The 18,261-nt window shown below is 37.2% G+C and carries 15 protein-coding genes; 9 read left to right on the forward strand and 6 right to left on the reverse strand.

The annotated features are described in order from the left end of the window. The first annotated feature begins 18 nt into the window (after nt 1-18). Entirely contained in the window at nt 19-1,113 is a 1,095-nt protein-coding gene (gene modC, locus NQ163_RS14340) for a molybdenum ABC transporter ATP-binding protein (RefSeq protein WP_268191001.1), read from the forward strand. 172 nt (nt 1,114-1,285) lie between these two features. Here modC and NQ163_RS14345 read toward each other — a convergent pair whose 3' ends face one another. Together NQ163_RS14345 and mnmA are read right to left on the reverse strand one after the other, a co-directional pair. Further along, complete coding sequence (locus NQ163_RS14345; protein WP_171593887.1) at nt 1,286-1,528, reverse strand: DUF3820 family protein; 243 nt, start codon at nt 1,526-1,528, stop codon at nt 1,286-1,288. 62 nt (nt 1,529-1,590) lie between these two features. Next, entirely contained in the window at nt 1,591-2,688 is a 1,098-nt protein-coding gene (mnmA, locus tag NQ163_RS14350) for a tRNA 2-thiouridine(34) synthase MnmA (protein ID WP_268191003.1), read from the reverse strand. Nucleotides 2,689-2,864: 176 nt separating this feature from the next. On the opposite strand from mnmA, the gene NQ163_RS14355 reads away from it, so the two are divergent. Both NQ163_RS14355 and NQ163_RS14360 read left to right on the forward strand, forming a co-directional pair. Then, nucleotides 2,865-4,904 carry a M13 family metallopeptidase gene (locus NQ163_RS14355; RefSeq protein ID WP_268191004.1) on the forward strand — a complete coding sequence of 680 codons (2,040 nt, stop codon included), beginning with the start codon at nt 2,865-2,867 and terminating at the stop codon, nt 4,902-4,904. Between the two features lie 646 nt (nt 4,905-5,550). Further along, nucleotides 5,551-6,333: an RNase H family protein gene (locus NQ163_RS14360; RefSeq protein WP_268191006.1), complete on the forward strand. Its 783-nt coding sequence runs from the start codon at nt 5,551-5,553 to the stop codon at nt 6,331-6,333. A gap of 608 nt (nt 6,334-6,941) precedes the next feature. Here the strand turns inward: NQ163_RS14360 and NQ163_RS14365 are convergent. Then, nucleotides 6,942-7,688, reverse strand: coding sequence for a hypothetical protein (locus tag NQ163_RS14365; RefSeq protein ID WP_268191008.1), 747 nt, complete (start codon nt 7,686-7,688; stop codon nt 6,942-6,944). A gap of 1,198 nt (nt 7,689-8,886) precedes the next feature. On the opposite strand from NQ163_RS14365, the gene NQ163_RS14370 reads away from it, so the two are divergent. The 4 genes from NQ163_RS14370 (at nt 8,887) to NQ163_RS14385 (ending at nt 12,070) form a co-directional block, all read left to right on the forward strand. Then, on the forward strand, nt 8,887-10,047 hold the full coding sequence (locus NQ163_RS14370; RefSeq protein WP_268191009.1) for a DUF6051 family protein: 1,161 nt from the start codon (nt 8,887-8,889) through the stop codon (nt 10,045-10,047). A 277-nt stretch (nt 10,048-10,324) separates the two neighbouring features. Beyond that, complete coding sequence (locus tag NQ163_RS14375; protein ID WP_268191011.1) at nt 10,325-10,720, forward strand: hypothetical protein; 396 nt, start codon at nt 10,325-10,327, stop codon at nt 10,718-10,720. Between the two features lie 136 nt (nt 10,721-10,856). After that, on the forward strand, nt 10,857-11,282 hold the full coding sequence (locus NQ163_RS14380; protein ID WP_268191012.1) for a DUF3859 domain-containing protein: 426 nt from the start codon (nt 10,857-10,859) through the stop codon (nt 11,280-11,282). Between the two features lie 347 nt (nt 11,283-11,629). Then, on the forward strand, nt 11,630-12,070 hold the full coding sequence (locus NQ163_RS14385; RefSeq protein WP_268191013.1) for a hypothetical protein: 441 nt from the start codon (nt 11,630-11,632) through the stop codon (nt 12,068-12,070). A 246-nt stretch (nt 12,071-12,316) separates the two neighbouring features. On the opposite strand, the gene purU is transcribed toward NQ163_RS14385, so the two are convergent. Further along, nucleotides 12,317-13,180, reverse strand: coding sequence for a formyltetrahydrofolate deformylase (purU, locus tag NQ163_RS14390; protein WP_268191014.1), 864 nt, complete (start codon nt 13,178-13,180; stop codon nt 12,317-12,319). Nucleotides 13,181-13,366: 186 nt separating this feature from the next. Here purU and NQ163_RS14395 point away from each other — a divergent pair, with 186 nt between their 5' ends. Continuing rightward, nucleotides 13,367-14,317: a radical SAM protein gene (locus tag NQ163_RS14395; protein ID WP_268191015.1), complete on the forward strand. Its 951-nt coding sequence runs from the start codon at nt 13,367-13,369 to the stop codon at nt 14,315-14,317. 120 nt (nt 14,318-14,437) lie between these two features. Here NQ163_RS14395 and NQ163_RS14400 read toward each other — a convergent pair whose 3' ends face one another. Continuing rightward, on the reverse strand, nt 14,438-15,658 hold the full coding sequence (locus tag NQ163_RS14400; RefSeq protein ID WP_268191017.1) for a 6-phosphofructokinase: 1,221 nt from the start codon (nt 15,656-15,658) through the stop codon (nt 14,438-14,440). A 216-nt stretch (nt 15,659-15,874) separates the two neighbouring features. Here NQ163_RS14400 and NQ163_RS14405 point away from each other — a divergent pair, with 216 nt between their 5' ends. Beyond that, nucleotides 15,875-17,794 (forward strand): alpha/beta hydrolase family protein, encoded by a 1,920-nt coding sequence (locus tag NQ163_RS14405; RefSeq protein WP_268191019.1) that lies wholly within the window; start codon nt 15,875-15,877, stop codon nt 17,792-17,794. 53 nt (nt 17,795-17,847) lie between these two features. Here the strand turns inward: NQ163_RS14405 and NQ163_RS14410 are convergent, their stop codons facing one another. Beyond that, nucleotides 17,848-18,228 (reverse strand): desulfoferrodoxin family protein, encoded by a 381-nt coding sequence (locus NQ163_RS14410; protein WP_211334445.1) that lies wholly within the window; start codon nt 18,226-18,228, stop codon nt 17,848-17,850. Nucleotides 18,229-18,261: the final 33 nt, after the last annotated feature.

Raw genomic sequence — 18,261 nt, forward strand, 5'->3', positions numbered from 1 at the left:
CAAGAGATATCACTTAATATGCATGCATTATCGGCCAGATTAAAAGTTCAAAAAGGAAATTTTTCTCTTGATGTAGAGGTTAATTTTTTGAAGGGAATTACTGGGATTTTTGGTCCTTCAGGATCGGGAAAAACCACTTTAATGCATTTGATTTCAGGCTTGGAAAATCCAGATGAAGGGCATATCGAGATTGATGATAGCTTGATATTGGATACCTCGAAAAATTGGAATTTAAAATCCCGTAAAAGGAAGATTGGATACGTATTTCAGGAAGGAAGATTGTTTCCTCACATGACAGTGCAAAAGAATCTCTTGTTTGGAAGTGTTTATGCTGATAATGATCAGCAAATCATTCATTTTGATGAGGTAGTAGATCTATTGGAAATACGTGAATTATTGGAGAAAAGACCAAAGAGTTTATCGGGAGGTGAAAAACAGCGTGTTGCCATTGGAAGAGCTTTGTTAAGCGCTCCCAAATTGCTTTTGATGGACGAGCCTTTCTCTTCATTAGATGTTGCCTTACGAAGACAAATTATTCCCTACCTGATTCGAATCAATAAAAAGCTTGGTATGCCAATGCTGGTTGTGAGTCATGATTTGCCTGATTTGCTTAGTTTGACACAGGAGTTGTTTTTACTGCGAAATGGCAGTGTAGAAGGACATGGCAATTATTTTGACTTGATACAGTCTGAAAAATCGCTGGATATCATGCGCGGTGCTGGTTTAATGAATGTAATTCCTTTTAAAGTGGAATTGCATGATGTGGAGAATGGATTAACGCATTTAATTAATCGTGATGCCAGCCATGAAATTCATGTAGAACGTGAATTAATTAACGATTGCTGCAAAGTGGGAGATGAGTTGAATGTCTCTTTACGTCCTGAAGATATAGCGATTACCTTGAATGAAATAAGCGACATTTCTATTCGCAACCAACTGAAAGGAAAAATTACCAAAATCATTAAAAAAGAGAACAGAACCTATTGTCTTGTCGATGTTGGATTTCTTTTAATTGTATCCATTACACAGGCCTCTCAACAAAAAATGAACCTGGATGTCGGAACCGAGGTGTATTGCCTGTTTAAATCTATGGCCCTACAAATCAATTTGTAATTACGAATTAATAATTACGAATTTTAAGCTCCAAGTAACAAGAATCAAGTTGAGCGACCAGAAAGCATCTGTTTGCCTGTTAGCATTTGTATTAATAAATTTCAAGGGGGCTTTGCATGATCAAAACAGTCTCCCGAACTTTGTAACTGCTAACTGCTAACTGCTAACTGTATTACTGGTATTTTTTGCACAACGGACGCAACATGCCTTCCAGTCCATTCAATTTAATTTCGTACATAGATGCCAGCATTTCGCCTAATTTTCCAGGAGGAAATCCTTTCTCACGAAACCATACCAAATAAGGTTCTGGTAAGTCGATAAGGTATCGACCTTTGTATTTGCCAAAAGGCATTCGCATTTGAATCAGTTTGATCAATTCTTCGTTTAGTTCTGCTTTATTGATTTCGTCAGTCATCTATAATATAGTTAGTACTGTAAAGACGCATGGCCATGCGTCTTTACAAATTCAATTTGTGATTAATCGTTATATTCGGCAAAGCCACCACCAATAAGTTTGTTGTCAATGTAAAAGGCAACCGGTTGTCCGGGTGCCATTGCCCATGCCGGATTTTCCAGATCAACCAAAAGTTCATTCTCATTCAAAATTGTAATCTTCGAATAGCCATTAGGATTTAGGCCAAGACCTCTTACCACTGTGGTAATATTGTTTTGCTTGATATCCTCAATATTGTGGAAATAGTAGCCTGAAATTCTTAGTTGAAGCTTATTTAAATCGGCTTTTTTCTCCAAAATTAAGGTGTTGTTCTTGGCATCAATTCGACTGACCATTAAACCGGTTTTTTCTTCCAGCTCAATACCTCTTTTTTGGCCTACTGTATAGTAAGGATAACCATCGTGTGTTCCCAATACTTTACCATTTACATCTACAGCCTTTCCTTTCCCAATCTTCTCATTCAAATCAGGAATCATTTCCTGAAGAAAATCACGATAGTCTTTTCGATCCATAAAGCAAACACCCATACTTTCCTTTTTCTTGGCCACCTCTTCGAAGCCGTAAGATTTTGCAATTTCCCGAACTTCAGGTTTTGTGTATTTTCCAAGAGGAGTTAGTGTTCTGGAAAGAATGTCTTGTTGAAGATTCCAAAGAAAGTAGGATTGATCTTTGGCAGGATCTTTCCCTTTGTTGATGTAGAACAATCCGTTTTCATCCTCAATGGTAATGTAATGCCCCGTTGCAATGTGATCACAATTCAATTCATCGGCTTTTTCGAGCAATAATTTCCATTTCAAATTCGGATTGCATTGAATACACGGACTAGGTGTGCGACCAGCCAAATACTCATCTAAAAAGAATTGGATGATTGTATCCCTAAACTCTTTTCGTGCATCGATAACATGATGTTCTAAGTCAAGTTGATGTGCAAGTTTTTGAGCGTCAACAATAAAGTCAGGGTACTTGTCATTCTCATCATAAGAATGATTGTTTGCATAAAACCAAAGTGATACACCAATTACTTCATATCCCTGATCTTGTAACATCATAGCAGTAACCGAGGAATCAGTTCCTCCACTCATTCCCAATATTACTTTTCCCTTGCTCTCTTGTTGATTCATCCTGTGTAGTTCTAATTACGAATGCAAACATATTGCTTTCGCTCAAGATTCGCAAAGAGTCTTATCCCGAGATTTGTCCTGCTTATCGAAAAAATAGGTGTATTGTTCGTAATTTTTATAAATTCGGCAGCTTAAAGAAAACCAAGAATCAAAACTAAACTATAAAAACAGTAAACATGAAAAAACTAGCATGGGGAGCATTAGGCCTTGGAGCCGCTCTTGCTATTACAGTTGCATGTTCACAGCAAGCACAAAAAGGCATTGGTGTGATCAAAAAAGAGGACATGAACTTATCGGTTAAGCCAGGTGAGGATTTCTTCGAATACGCTAACGGAACCTGGATGAAAAACACTCCGATTCCTGCAGATAGAAGTCGTTACGGCGCTTTTGATATCCTTGGTGAAAAAGCCAACGAAGCAGTTCACACTTTGTTGGAAGATGCAGCGAAAGCTGAAAATGCAGAAGAAGGAAGTAATCTGAAAAAGATTAAAGATTTCTATGCAACAGCAATGGATGTAAAGAAGATTGACGAAGTTGGTATTAAGCCATTGTTGCCAGAGTTCGAAAGAATTGCAAACCTAAAGAATGCAACAGATCTTCGTAAGGAATTGGTTCACCTACATCAAATGGGAATTAGCGCTTTATTTGGTGCTGGTGTTGAGCAGGATATGAAAAATACTGAGGTAAACCGCATGTATTTGTCAGAAGATGGTCTTTCATTATCCGATCGTGATTACTATGTGGTTGATAACGAAACCAACCTGAACATCCGTAAAGAGTTTGTGAAGCACGTTGCCAAAATGTTCGAATTGATTGGCGAAAATGCTGAGGTTGCGGCAAAAAATGCAGCGAGAATCATGAAGTTTGAAACTCGCATGGCAGCTAAATTCAATACTCGTTTAGAGAACAGAAACTATCCTGCAATGTACAACCCTAAGCCGGTTGAGACATTGATGAAAGAATATCCAAACTTCGATTGGGCAACATATTTCAAGGAAAGAGGTGCTGATATCAAAGAGTATGTAATTACTATGCATCCAAGATACATGGCAGAATTAAACCAGATGTTGGTTGATGAGAAAATGGATGATATCAAGGTATACCTAAAATGGAAAGTTTTAGATGATGCAGCAGGTTCTGTTGGAACTGAATTGGAGAAACAAAACTTTGCTTTCTACGGAACTACTTTAACCGGAGCTACAGAACAAAAGCCACGTTGGAGACGCATGTCGGATGCTACAGGTAGCGTATTGGGCGAAGCTGTTGGTCAATTGTACGTTGCAAAATATTTCCCACCTGAAGCAAAAGAAAGAATGGACAAGTTGGTAAACAACTTGAAAATTGCTTTGCGCGGAAGAATTGAGAAATTGGATTGGATGAGCGATTCAACAAGAACACAAGCATTGGCTAAATTAGATGCTTTTGGTGTGAAGATTGGATACCCAAACAAATGGGAAGACTACTCAAAACTAGAAGTGGGTACTGACTCTTACATCCAAAACTTGTGGAGATCAGCTCGATTCTACGATGCTAAAAACATTGCAAAATTAGGACAGCCTGTTGATACGGAAAAATGGGGCATGACTCCACAAACTGTTAATGCATACTACCACCCATTGTTGAACGAAGTGGTATTCCCAGCGGCAATTCTACAGCCTCCATTCTTCTATTTAGATGGTGATGATGCTGTAAACTACGGTGCAATTGGTGTAGTAATTGGTCACGAAATGACTCACGGTTTCGATGATTCTGGTCGTAGATTCGACAAAGATGGTAACATGAGAGACTGGTGGACAGCTGAAGATACAGAGAAGTTTAATGCAAGATCAGAGAAGTTGGTGGAGCAATTCAACGGATTCTACGCATTCGAAGACCTTCATGTTGATGGTAAACTAACGCTTGGTGAAAATATTGCTGATTACGGTGGATTAACTGTTGCTTTGGAAGCTTACAAAATGGCTTTAAACGGTGATCAGCCAGCAGATATCGAAGGTTTCACCAACATGCAGCGTTTCTTCCTGGCTTACTCGAAAGTTTGGAGAGGAAACACTCGCGACAAGTACCTAAGAAAATTGATCAAGGAAGATGTTCACTCACCAGGTAAATACCGTGTAAATGGTGGATTGTTCAACATTCCTGAATTCTATGAAGCATTCGAAATTGCTGAAACAGATCCATTGTACCGCACCGAAGAACAACGTGCAGTAATCTGGTAAAACACAGCTGTCAGTCTCTATAGACCTGACAGCCTTTTAAAATATAGCCATCTCCATTGTGGGGATGGCTTTTACTTTTGTATATAGACAGAAAGGTTTTTAAATTTTTAATAAACTAGATAGCGGTACTCTGTACCTTTAGATTTGATAATTTGTTAAATGTTCTACAAGTATTAAGGTGCTCTGCACCGAGCTAATGTTCAATCCACATTAACCTGAATAGCAGCGGAGCTGCGTAATCTTTATAGTTTGATTATTAAAATGTATGCCTAGGTGCAGAGCACCGCAATTTTTATTACTGTTGGTGTTTATCTTTATTAATCATGAAAATTTTTATTGAAGTTGGACCCATCCCTTAGTCCTTCGTATCGAGAAATATACCAAAATTTATTTAGCCTCGAAGAGGCGTTAGCAATAGAGTAGGGCAACGCCTTACTTTGGAGTTAATATGAGAATAGAAGCCCTGAAAGGGCGTAAGCTTACGCCCTTTCAGGGCTAGAAAAAATGTAATATATCTAGTCAAAGGGCGATGCCTTTTGCTATTGCTTTAAAACTTTCAGTCTTAATTTATAAAAAGACCATAAATGCCACCCAAAACACAAGCTATATTAATCCTAAAGCTTAAATTGCAGAAAAAGTATTCAAATTGGAAGTAATAAAAATCAAGCTAAAGCTTAAATCCATAAAAGAAGATCGGGTGGAATGTTTTCTTTCCGATGAAAATGAAAATCTTCGTTTGTTTTATGATCCAAATAGGGGAGAGATTGATTTTGAAGAAGAGTCGAATTTAGCGGCAAGCATTCACAAGCTGCAATTTCAGTTCGAAAAGGTGGTGCGTTCTGCCATTAAAGGAAAGCTGAAGCCCAATCAAACCATCAACTGTGTGTTTATAGAAGGTTTTCGATTTTTAAAGGAGGCCGATTTCAATACCTACATTAGAGTTGACCGACGAAAAGATGAGCTACAAATTACTACCAGTAAGACCGAAACCAAAGACATTCATAAAATCTATGCCGATGGATCACACTCCACGGAATTCAATCAATCGGCCTATGGCGGATTTACCGAAGATCCGGATGGTACACAGCAGATCTACTCCCGGATGATTGAAGGAGGAAGCAGCAATATGATGGAGCTACTTGCCATATTGGATGGATTACAGCGCCTAAAATCGGTCGAGAAAATACAGGTCAATACCGATAGCCGTTTTGTGATTCGAGGCTTGGTGCAATGGGTGCATTTTTGGCAATACAACCATTGGCAGACTGCCTTCGGTCGTGATGTTCAATTTGCCGAATACTGGAAAGAGGTGAACGAACTTTGCAAAGGAAAACTGATGGAGTTTAACTGGATAAAAGGACATTCGGGAAACGAAAAGCAAGATTTTTGTCACCGCCTGGCCCGAAAAACAATGAACAGTGATCAATGAGCAATTAACAATGAATAATTAACAATGGGTTCATTTACAAAGAGCAGCAGTTACTTATTTTCATTAGTTTAGTTACGAAGAGGCGTTAGCAATAGAGTAGGCCAGCGCCCTTTGCTATTGTAGTAAAACTTTCAGTCTTAATTAATAAAAATCAATATTTCTACTTCACCCCTAGGTTCCTTCTCCTTGAGGAGCTACTCTTTATATGCATCAATAAAATGTAGATTAGATGGTGTAACTTCTACGGAGTGCCAAGCAAATTTGCATACCTAATCTACTCATGTTTGCGCTACGCACTATTATTGGGACATGTAAATGTTGCCTGTAGGGCATATATCTTTGTAGCCCAGGATAAAGTCGTGATAACCACTGCCATCCTGGGTAAAGTTAGAAATTCAAATCGGTCGCACAGGAAGGCATTAAAAATAGATTCCTACTATCATGCAACGGAACTCTAAAGCATTTTTTGATAATCTTTTAACACATATAATAATCCCTAATCTGAATTTATTAAGAATGTTAGGGTGAGGTGTCAGAGTGAGCATAAAAAAAAGGGGCACACCAGAGTGTGCCCTATGCATTAGCCCTTAAAATTTATAAAAATGGAATTAATCTTCGGTGGTTTCATCCTCAATGCCATCATTGGCATTTCGGGTTTTACGAGCACGCGCCTTAGCGTTTACCTCTTCAATTCTTCGCTTGATGGCATCCAATAAAACATCATACTTATCAGGCTGTACCATATTCCAGTTGTTCAAATGTGGTAAGAGCTTTTCGTTAATGATGTTGCGAAGAATGTTCTTCTGACTCGATGGAGCAATCACATCTTGAATTTGAGATTCCTTTGCGTTTAGCTCCTCGTAGCAAAGCTCCGCATCTTTTAAGGATGCTTTAGCCTTTACAAAGCAGTCGTTCACACCAACCAATTTCCTTAGCTTGGCCTTCATAACAGGCTCTTCAAGTTTTGAAAACAGGATATTGGCATTGGTAAACTGCCCTTCGAAACTTAATTTGTGAAGCTGATGATTGTACTCGCCCATTAAATCCCAAATTTCGTTGGCACTTGCGGCAATTTCTTCATTGTCCATGTTTTTGTTGGCAGTGATAAAGCCTTTCATACAGGCAAAATCATGGTCGAAAATATCATCCAGTTCCTTTAGCCTGATATTAATAGAGCCTCTTTTACTATACTTAATACTGTTTTCCAATACCAAACGTTCTTGCTTTACTTCAGCAATAATTTGCGTAAGAAGAGCATCTTCGCTGGTATCTATCTTAGCATTTTCTGCTTCAATGGTTTTGCCGATACTATTGATCTCATCACCACTGCAATAATAATAAATAGTTGTTGACATTTTTTTTAGATTTTTGTATTAAGGACTAAAATCAAACAAAATTTACGAAATATAATCCAGGGGCAAATGTTAATTGGTGTTAAAAATGTATGATAAGTGAAATAAAGTAATAATGTCTTTGTTAACTGAACCAATTATTATAACTTTATTAGTTTTGTTATATTTTTAAGATAAATATTGATTTGAGGATCATATTGTCATCCAAATACCATCATTATTGATTTAGAGATGATTTTGTGACAAAATATTCACCCAAATGACTTGGGCGAAAAATAAAACAGAAAATTTGTCTTCCAAAATGAATTTGATGATTCTTTTGTACAAAATAATGAGCCAATATGGATGCAGAGGCCAATTTTGTACAAAAAAATCGCCTTAATTGATCTTTAAGAAGAATTTTGCACAAAATATTTATAAATACTGATATTTAGGCCAAAAATTGTACGAAATAAGCATCAATATCGATCTTTGATCCCAGAATTGCACAAAATTTTGACAATTATCGATCCTGAACGATAAATTTGTACAAAATCCCACATCCCAACGATTAAAACGCCCGGATTTGTACAAAATAAGCACCCATACCGATATTTAAGCTCCCGTTTGTGCAAAATATAGGCCACAACTCATTTGCTGATTATTTTGTGTGAAAACTATGCCAAATTGATGTTTGTGCTTATTTGCTTTTAGAAATATGTTGATATTGGTGTTGCTTGAAATGTTGGCGAGATATTTTAATACAATAGAATTGGTTTGTGTAGATATGTTTTTTGAAAAATGTGTGATTGTTGGTGGGGATTTTTGTAGATTTGGGTTCTTAGATAAAGATTGGTTGACTCCCGCTAGCGCAGATTTGTAATCTGAGCCAAGTATGTAAATAAACTATTAGCAGGGATTAAAAATCTGCGCCAGCGTGTGTCTTATCGATATTAAAATATCTTAACCCTCGCTAGTCCTGATTTGTAATCAGGGCTCATGGTGTAAAGAATTTCCAATTCGTTTTTTGAGGATTGGAAATCCCAAACTCGAAACCTGTAAATTCACAGGCGCAGAGCAGCTTAGTTGGTGATCATTTCGCTAGTGTTCTGCATGTTTTTTCATCAACGAAGAGCAAGTGCCTTTTCGATATCAAAAATATCTTACATAAACGGCAATAAAGAAGTGTTAAAATGAGTTAGTATTCTAAAATTAAGGAGTTATGAATAATAGAACAGAGTTGAAAGAGTGTGAATTTGAATCCTTATCCTATAAAATACTTCCTGGAGTTATCGACTACCATTGTGTATCTCATCATATGGATTTACAACATGAATCGCCTTTTTATACAGAGGTAGGAACCATTAACCACAATGTTCATGTTAAGGATATTTCCATTGAAGAAAATCGATCTTTCAAGTATCATATAATAAAGCCTGCAGGAGTAGAATCTACTAAAAAAGTAGTGTTTCTTTTTCATGGTTTTAACGAGAAAGACTGGGATAAATATCTGCCTTGGGCCGAATCGATTTGTGAAGGTACGGGAAGCAGCGTAATTTTATTTCCAATTGCTTTTCACATGCAGCGAGCACCAAAACATTGGAGTAACAAAAGAGGCATGTACAAGTTAAGCGAGGAGCGAAAAAAGAGATATCCTAATGTGCTGAATTCTACCCTGTCGAATGTTGCCATAAGTATGCGATTGCATTCAATGCCACAACGTTTTATTTGGTCAGGCTTGCAGACTTATTATGATATCATCCAGTTTATTGAAGAGTGCAGGGAAGGCAAGCATCATTTTATCAGCAAGGATTTTGAATTTGATATTTTTGCCTATTCCATAGGAGGCTTTTTGGCTCAAATCTTAAAATTGAGCAATCACAAGAATTACTTCGCCAATACAAAGGTATGTCTGTTTTGCAGCGGTGCTACCTTTAATCGTTTATCCCCGGTTTCTAAATTTATTCTTGATAGTGAAGCCAATGTTGCCCTGTATTCATTTTTGGTTGAGCATTTTGAGAAAATGTTACAAAAAGACAACTTGCTACATCATTATATAGAGGAAGATCATTTGGAAGGGAAAATATTTTATGCGATGTTGGATTACCAGAAAATGAGATGCTTTAGAGAGGAGTTGTTTAAAAAATATGAAAATCAAATTTATGCAATCACACTAAAAAAAGACATTGTAATTCCTTCCTACGAAGTAATGAATACCTTGAAGGGAGCTTACCATGATATTGACATAAAAGTTGATGAGTTGGATTTTGACAGGGAATATAGCCATGAAAATCCATTTCCTTCCAATGGCAAGCCATCACAGGAACTCACCAACGATTTTGATACTGTATTTAGTAAGGTTTGTGATTTTTTCAACCACTAAAAAAGGTAGTTTTGAGGTGCCTCGCTAGTCCTGATTTGTAATCAGGACTCATGGTGTAAAGAATTTCCAATTCAATTTTTGAGTATTGGAATCCAAAACTCGAAACCTGTGAATTGGAAATACTAAGGAGCAGAAATTTGCTGCTAACTGCGGCAAATCTGTGTCTTGTGGATAAAATAGTTCTGTATTTAGCAGAGTATGCGGAATTTCGATAAGGTCCGAGTTACAAACTCGAACCAGCGAAGAGTATCCTAACTTAAAATAATGTAAGATAAGAGTGAACTTAATTCCTAAACAGATATCAGATTTAGGTACTTTGATTGATGATTCAGAGATTCTTTTAAAAAAGGATGCTGTGAGTCTTGAAGAGAAGACTGATTTTAAGAAAAAATGTGTCTTAATATTTGTCGAAATTATCAAATTGAATCATACAAACACTACGACAAAACTTGCCAGGCAAGGACTAAAATATGAGGTGATAAAATATAAAAGTCCCATATGCCGATGGATTAATAATCTCCTTACAGAAGCCAGAGATCACATCACATTCGATGCGCCTTACCTAAAGAAACAAACGGATTCAGATTACTATAAAACTTATATTTTTTGGACCAAGCAAAGACTAGAAGGAATTAGGAAATATTTGAAGGAATATACTGGCATCAAACGCTGAAAAAGCTGTAATTTTGATGCTTTCAATTCAATTGAGGGTATCAATCATTTGTAAGCTTCTTTTCTAGTAAACTGAGAACATCACTTAAAGTGATACCCTCAGGGGAAGAAAGGCGGTATCAGTAAAGACAATAAGCATGAAAATAAAAATAGTGGATTACGGAATTTGTAAAGCCATAGGGAAAACGAAGAAGGAATATGTTCCTGGCAGTTCAACAGGTTACTTTTTGCATTCCGACGATATGGAGTTCCAGGAAAGAACACATATTATTTACCCTGAGAAAGGCTTGAGCTTTGGAATCAGCTATCGTTTTGAAACAGGTTCTGAGATTGCAGAGCGTGTTGATTTTGTGTGTAGAATCAAGCATCCTAAATTGGTTAATCCGGAAAGCAATGAAGCATTTATTGAAACCACCGAGGAAAAAGACGAATACAGCGACGAGCTAGGCTTCGACTTCTACACCTTCGAGTTCGATTGGGAAATGCAGCAGGGCGAATGGATTTTTGAGATCATTCATGAAGGTGAGGTAATGTGTAGTAAGACTTTTGTGCTGGAAGAATAGTTTTAAATGCCTCAACTCACTCCAGATGACTACCGGGACCTTTCTCATTGAGAAGAAGAGGAGTATCCCACAAGTAATTTACCATCCATAAAACTGGGTAGTTCAAATTCCCTTTCCTTGCGGACAGGGGTAGGGGGAGCTTAAATATGAAATTAAAGCATCACCAGAAGTGAACCTTCTGTGAGAAGTACTATTATAAAAAAAGCAAGTAAATCTGAGAATACTCCGGAATTTACAGGATTAAATATGAAGAAATCCATTCTGTTTATTCCTGTCGTTGCTGGATTTATAGTATACAGATTAATTTGGGTGCAATAAGGCAAGAAAATTAAAACATTTAATGTATCATGATAAAAAACATTTTTGCGTCACTTCTACTTGTCATTCTCTTATCGGGATGTTTTGGTTTGTTTGATAGTGATTCAGATAGGATAAAAGGGAGATATATTGTTCTTTGGATTGATTCTCCTAAAAATCAAACAATTTCTAAAGAAGACCAGCTTCATTCCAATGGTTCATCAATGATTATTGATGAGTATGTTTTTGCTGTTGGGCACAATGATGAATACATAATTGCTAAACAGCATCCGACAAGTGGTTTTAAAGGTGGATATAAAGTGGATACAAGCCTTACGAATTTCTATATCATTAAAATGAATCAAAAAACAAAATTTGAAAGAGATATGATTTGGGGACCATTAGATGAGAGCGATTTTAAAAAGGAGAGAAGTAAATTAGGGATAGAAGCTATTGAATTTGATATGATCTATCCAGATTTTATTCCTTAATATTCTGCTTTAGCTGAGGACCTGGCCCCAATTTGTGATCAGGGCTCATGGTGTTAAGAATTTACAATTTGGTTTTATTGGATGGTAAATCCCAAACTCGAACCAGTAAGAGTTTATTCTCTATGAAGAGAGGGCCAGGGTGAGCTAATTTTAACCAAAACATTTGAGATTCCCACTCTAAGTGGGGTTCTCAATAAAAATTAAGCTATTGGTCACCCGAACTTTAAGTCGGGAGACCAAACCATCTTAACCAAAAACAATTGTCCTCGTACCATCCACAATAATACGATGTTCGGCTTTGTAGCTAAGCGCTCGAGCCAGAACAATACGTTCCAAATCACGACCTTTACGGATTAAATCGGGAATGGTATCCTTATGGGTAATGCGCATGATATCTTGCTCGATAATTGGTCCCTCGTCTAAATCTTCGGTAACAAAGTGGCTGGTTGCACCAATCATTTTTACACCACGTTCGTAGGCCTGTTTGTAAGGGTTTCCGCCCACAAATCCCGGAAGGAAAGAGTGATGAATGTTGATGATTTTATTGCGATAGGCTTCGATAAAATCTGGTGATAATACTTGCATATAGCGAGCCAACACCACCAAATCGATATCATGCTCCTTTAAAAGAGCAATCTCTTTGGCTTCCTGTTCCTGTTTGTTTTCCTTTGTAATGGGGAATACGTGGTAAGGAATGTTATGAGCATCGGCAATGTGCTGCAAATCGGGATGATTGGAGATGATCAATGGAATTTCAATCTCATACTCGTTCATATTGTATCTCCATAAAATCTCTTGCAAGCAATGATCGTATTTGGATACAAAAATGGCCACACGTTGTTTCTGTCCCGAAAACTCGATCCTCCAATGTGCCTTAAACTCCTTGGCAAGCGGCTCGAAGGCAGCATGCAATTCTGAGGCTGGAATTTTAGAGTTTTTCATGTTCCAAACCACACGAAAGGAAAAGAATTCCTGGTTTTGATTTACATGCTCATCCAGCGCAATAATATTGCCACCACTTTGGTAGATAAACTGTGTGATTTTAGCTACAATCCCATTCTGATCGGGACAAGTAAGAAGCAAATAAGCATTTACATTATTTTCAGACATATTCGTGCGTTTAATCGGATATTCCCGATGGTTAATTACTTAAAATTTACGAATTGTCCGTTAGAATTTGATAGGTGTGTCATGCAAAAATAGAAATTTTGTTGAAAGAGAGAAAATCCTAAGATATTTCATTAGGTTTGCTATGTAAAATCACGGTTCGAAAGAGAACTGTAAGTTTAGCAAAAGATGACAAAGGAAAGAATGTATAAATATTTGTTTGGGCCAATCCCATCGAGACGTTTGGGCATGTCGTTGGGGGTAGATTTGGTACCCAAAAAAGTGTGTTCAATTGATTGCGTGTATTGCGAAGTTGGAAGAACAACACAATTATCGGTTCAACTGGAAGATTATATCTCTGCAGATAAAATTAAGGAGGAGTTGAGCCATTATTTGCAGCACAATCAGGCTCCCGATTATGTGACCATAACGGCATCGGGTGAGCCAACCTTAAATGCCAATTTGGAAGAGATCATTGCTTTTGTAAAGCAGAATGAGGCAAATATTCCGGTGTGTGTAATCACCAATGGAACTCTTTTACATGATAAGAAGGTAAGAGAAGCGCTTAACAAAGCAGATTTGATTCTGCCATCATTAGATGCAGCAACAGAGCCTGTATTCAGAAAGATAAACCGTCCGCATAAAGAGATTCATTTTGAAGCTTACATTCAGGGAATGATCGATTTTAGTGCTGAGTTTAAGGGTGAAATTTGGCTGGAAGTATTCATCTTGCCAAATTATAACGACAGCAAGGAAGAGTTATTGGCCCTAAAGGAAATCATCTTAAAAATTACTCCTGATATCGTTCAGTTGAATACCCTGGATCGTCCGGGAACTGTTGCCAACCTTCGAGGAGCAACACAAGAAGAGTTGCAAGCGGTAATGGATTTATGGCAATTGGATAATGTGAGAATCATTGCCAAAGCCAAGCAGTCGACACAAACCCAATTCCGTTCGGATACCGAAACGGCAATCAAGGAAACCATATCACGCAGACCTTGTACGGTTGAAGATCTAATTACAATGCTCGGACTGTGTGAAGAAGAAATTGATCGTTGTTTGGGAAATCTGGCCAGCCTGAAAGGATTCGAAAAAGTGGAACAGGAGAGAGGTGTATTTTACCAAATAAGGGAACAGTAGAGACCTTGCATGAATGGTATTTACAAGGATACAATAGAAAGAAAGGCAGTTGAATTGCTCCAACTGCCTTTTTTATATCCTTACAATTATTAATTACTCATTACTAATTGTACATTAATTTTAATTCCAGTTCAAAATATTTTTGAAGATGTAATTTTCTGGATCCGGAAGGTACTCCTTAGCTGCTTCCATATCTTCCTCAGTTAGATAATGTAAGTTGTAATTCACTACATTTTGAACTTTATCGCTGTTCACATCTACCAAACGAGGTTTTACTTTTCCATTTTCATCTTCAACATCTTTTAAGAAAAGTGGAGCTACATCACCTTTAGGATCAACAGTCACCATACATTTCGAATGGCCTTGCTTGAATAAAGTGTAAACACCATCGCCAAGAAGAGTACAAAGGCTCAAGTCGAATCCGATAGGACGACAACAACGCAAACCGAAACCTAATTCTACCGGACGAGTTCCAATGTTTAGTCCGTAAGATTTGATTTTGCGCTGAATCAGCATGTTAAATACGTGAGATTTACTAACGTTGAACAACTCTGGGTGGCCATGAGCATCATAGGTAAAGTTTACACCGGTACTTTCAATTTCTTCGTCGCTCATAAAATGGAAAACACCTTCACTAATTACAGCAGCACCATAGTTCAATCCTAAAATTCTACGCTTGATAATAGATGAGATCACCAATTGAGCAATCTTCTCTGCCGAGATAGCAGTTTTATTGAACATCTCAGGGATGATAATCATTGGGAAATGACATGCAGCACCAATTCCGAATGCCAGGTGACCCGCTTCACGACCCATGGCAGCCAATACGAACCAGTTTTGAGAAGTTCTAGCATCTTCGTAAACCGTTGTTGCAATCTTAACCCCTTCGTCTTTTGCCGAGTGGAATCCGAATGTTGGGGTTCCTTCTGGCAATGGAAGATCGTTATCAATGGTTTTTGGTACGTGAATGTTAGAAATGTTCACATTGTTATCAGCCAAATATTTGCTGATTCTGTTCGCAGTAGATGCAGTATCGTCTCCACCTACGGTAACCAATAGTTTTACGTTGTTATCAATAAAGAATTTGGTTGAAAAATCGCTGTCTTTAGGCTTAAAACGACTCATCTTAAGGTGTGAACCACCTTTGGTGAAAATTGCATCAAGAGTTACAAAGTCTAGTTCCTCCATTTTACGATCTTCAGAGAAAAGACCTTTATAACCTTCGTGTAAACCAATAACTCGGTAACCATTTCTTAAAAAAACCTTACCAACGCTACTAATTACAGTATTAATTCCTGGTGCTGGACCTCCACCACACAAAATAACAACAGATTCTTTCATACTATTTAGTCTCAAATATCATTTTTATAAAGATTGGGCAAATATAGAGCTTTTGAATTGAATTGATTGATTGCGAAAGCTAATTCTTAAGCAGAATTAAATGATTTGAACCGCTTGTAAATATTTTGTAAAAGCCGATACAATGTTATAAATTTATAGCTGACACCACTCTCAATACTTAATTCAAAAAGTATTTCTAACCTTCATTAAAAAATTATGAAACGTAATTATCTGATTTTATTGATTTTTGTTGTTGCTCTTGTGTCTTGTGAGCCAGCAAAAGAAAAGATTACGGTACCATCGTACAGTATCGAGCAATTCTACAAAAACATTAGAGTAAGCGGAGGATCATTTTCTTCTGATAAATCGAAGTTATTGGTAAGCAGTAACGAAACAGGGATCTATAACCTGTTCGAGATTCCGGTTGATGGTTCGGCTCAGAAACAATTGACCTCCTCCGAAAAAGAATCCTACTTTGCCATTTCCTACTTCCCAAATAGCGATAAGGTGTTGTTTTCGGCTGATCAGGGTGGAAATGAAAACAATCACATTTACATGAGAGACGAGGAAGGAAATATTACTGATCTAACTCCATTCGAAAATGCAAAAGCAAGTTTCTGGGGATGGGATCGTGATGAAAAATCTTTCTTTTATCAATCGAACAAACGTAATCCTAAGTTTATGGATTTGTACCAGGTAAGTGTTGAATCTATTCTTAATGGCAAACCAAATCATAAACTAATTTACACCAACAATGATGGTTTTGATGTTGAAGCAAAGAGTAAGAATAACAGATATCTTGCATTAACACAAAGTTTAACTACTACAAATAATGAAATGTATTTGTACGATAGAAGAACAGGCAAGCGTACACACATCTCGGAACATTTTGGTGATGCAAGCTATAATCCACAATTCTTTAGTTTAGATAACAAGTACTTGTATTATTTGTGCAATGAAGATTCTGATTTTGTTTACCTAAACAAGTATAATATTGAAACAGGCGAGAAAAGTTTGGTTTATAAAACCAATTGGGATGTTTGGTATGCATATCACAGCTATAATGAAACCTATAGGATTATTGGTATCAATGAAGATGGAAAAACCAATATCAAAGTGGTTGAGATTGCAAGTGGAAAAGAGGTTCAATTGCCTAAGATTCCTGGAGCCGATATCAAATCGATTCGCATAACGAAAGATGAGCAAAGAGGAAGATTGGTGGTTGGAACATCTGTTTCTCCAAATAATATCTACGTATTTGATATGGGAGACAAAGAAGCCAGAAAGCTTACCAATACCTTAAACCCTGAAATTGATCCTGCAAATCTTGTTGAAGCCGAAGTGGTTCGTTACGAATCGTTTGATGGTCTTCCAATTCCTGCCATTTACTATCAGCCAAAAGTTGCAAGTGCCGATAATAAAGTACCAGCTTTGGTTTGGGTACATGGTGGTCCGGGTGGACAATCGCGTGTTGGTTACTTCACACTAATTCAATATATGGTGAACCAAGGCTATGCAGTTTTGGCTGTTAATAACCGAGGAAGTAGTGGTTATGGCAAGAAATTCTTTGCTATGGACGATAAAAAGCATGGTGATGTGGATTTGAAGGATTGCATCTGGGGAAAGAAATTCTTAATGAATACGGGCGTTGTTGATCCTGATAAGATTGGTATTATTGGAGGATCGTATGGTGGATATATGACTATGGCTGCACTTACTTATACTCCTGAAGAGTTTAAAGTAGGGGTAAATATTTTTGGAGTAACCAATTGGTTGAGAACTCTAAAATCAATTCCTCCATATTGGGAATCGTTTAGAAAAGCTTTGTATGCTGAAATGGGTGATCCTACAACTCAGGATTCTGTAGCATTGTATAATAAATCTCCACTGTTTTTTGCCGATAAAGTAAGCAAACCATTAATGGTACTTCAAGGAGCAAATGATGTTCGTGTTCTTCAGGTGGAATCGGACGAAATTGTGGAGGCAGTGAAGAAAAACAATGTTCCTGTAGAATATATCGTTTTCCCGGATGAAGGTCATGGTTTCCGTAAGAAGGAAAATGAAATCAAGGGATATGGACAAATTGTGACTTTCCTTGATAAATATTTAAAAGAAAAGAAAGATCAAAAAGAATAAAAAAAGAAAAGGGAAACCACTTGGTTTCCCTTTTTTACAAATCTATGAAAATGTTATTCTGAAACTTCAACTAGTTTCTCATCTGAATGCCATAATCCGTGCTTCGTACAGAAAGCAGTTGCAGTTAATTTCATTTTACGAGATGGAACCACGTAAAAATCAACTTCGGTTTGGTTTGCTACTCCACCAAGTACTCCTGTTGAGAAGTTAGCCTGAGTTAACATTTTCTCACCGTCCCAAAGTTGAACCCATGCTACATAGTGATCGAAATCATCTGGATGTGCATAAGCATCACCTATTTTCACTTTAACCTTAAATTTTTCACCTTTTTTTGCTGATTCATCACAGTGAATGAATGCTGAGTGTCTATCGATATAATCTTTTTTTGCTTCTCCTTCGATAGTAGTGATATCTTGATATGTATTAATTTTCATGATATTGTATTTTTTGATTTTAACCACCTAAGT

This window comes from Marinifilum sp. D737, from assembly GCF_026672275.1.
GTDB lineage: Bacteria > Bacteroidota > Bacteroidia > Bacteroidales > Marinifilaceae > Marinifilum.

Excerpts from the sequence above, each read along its gene's own strand:
- modC (WP_268191001.1), top strand. The coding sequence starts at position 19 with ATGCATGCATTATCGGCCAGATTAAAAGTTCAAAAAGGAAATTTTTCT.
- NQ163_RS14400 (WP_268191017.1), bottom strand. The coding sequence starts at position 15,658 with ATGAAAGAATCTGTTGTTATTTTGTGTGGTGGAGGTCCAGCACCAGGA.
- NQ163_RS14365 (WP_268191008.1), bottom strand. The coding sequence starts at position 7,688 with ATGTCAACAACTATTTATTATTATTGCAGTGGTGATGAGATCAATAGT.
- purU (WP_268191014.1), bottom strand. The coding sequence starts at position 13,180 with ATGTCTGAAAATAATGTAAATGCTTATTTGCTTCTTACTTGTCCCGAT.
- NQ163_RS14385 (WP_268191013.1), top strand. The coding sequence starts at position 11,630 with ATGATAAAAAACATTTTTGCGTCACTTCTACTTGTCATTCTCTTATCG.
- NQ163_RS14380 (WP_268191012.1), top strand. The coding sequence starts at position 10,857 with ATGAAAATAAAAATAGTGGATTACGGAATTTGTAAAGCCATAGGGAAA.
- NQ163_RS14355 (WP_268191004.1), top strand. The coding sequence starts at position 2,865 with ATGAAAAAACTAGCATGGGGAGCATTAGGCCTTGGAGCCGCTCTTGCT.
- NQ163_RS14345 (WP_171593887.1), bottom strand. The coding sequence starts at position 1,528 with ATGACTGACGAAATCAATAAAGCAGAACTAAACGAAGAATTGATCAAA.
- NQ163_RS14370 (WP_268191009.1), top strand. The coding sequence starts at position 8,887 with ATGAATAATAGAACAGAGTTGAAAGAGTGTGAATTTGAATCCTTATCC.
- NQ163_RS14405 (WP_268191019.1), top strand. The coding sequence starts at position 15,875 with ATGAAACGTAATTATCTGATTTTATTGATTTTTGTTGTTGCTCTTGTG.
- NQ163_RS14410 (WP_211334445.1), bottom strand. The coding sequence starts at position 18,228 with ATGAAAATTAATACATATCAAGATATCACTACTATCGAAGGAGAAGCA.
- NQ163_RS14395 (WP_268191015.1), top strand. The coding sequence starts at position 13,367 with ATGACAAAGGAAAGAATGTATAAATATTTGTTTGGGCCAATCCCATCG.
- mnmA (WP_268191003.1), bottom strand. The coding sequence starts at position 2,688 with ATGAATCAACAAGAGAGCAAGGGAAAAGTAATATTGGGAATGAGTGGA.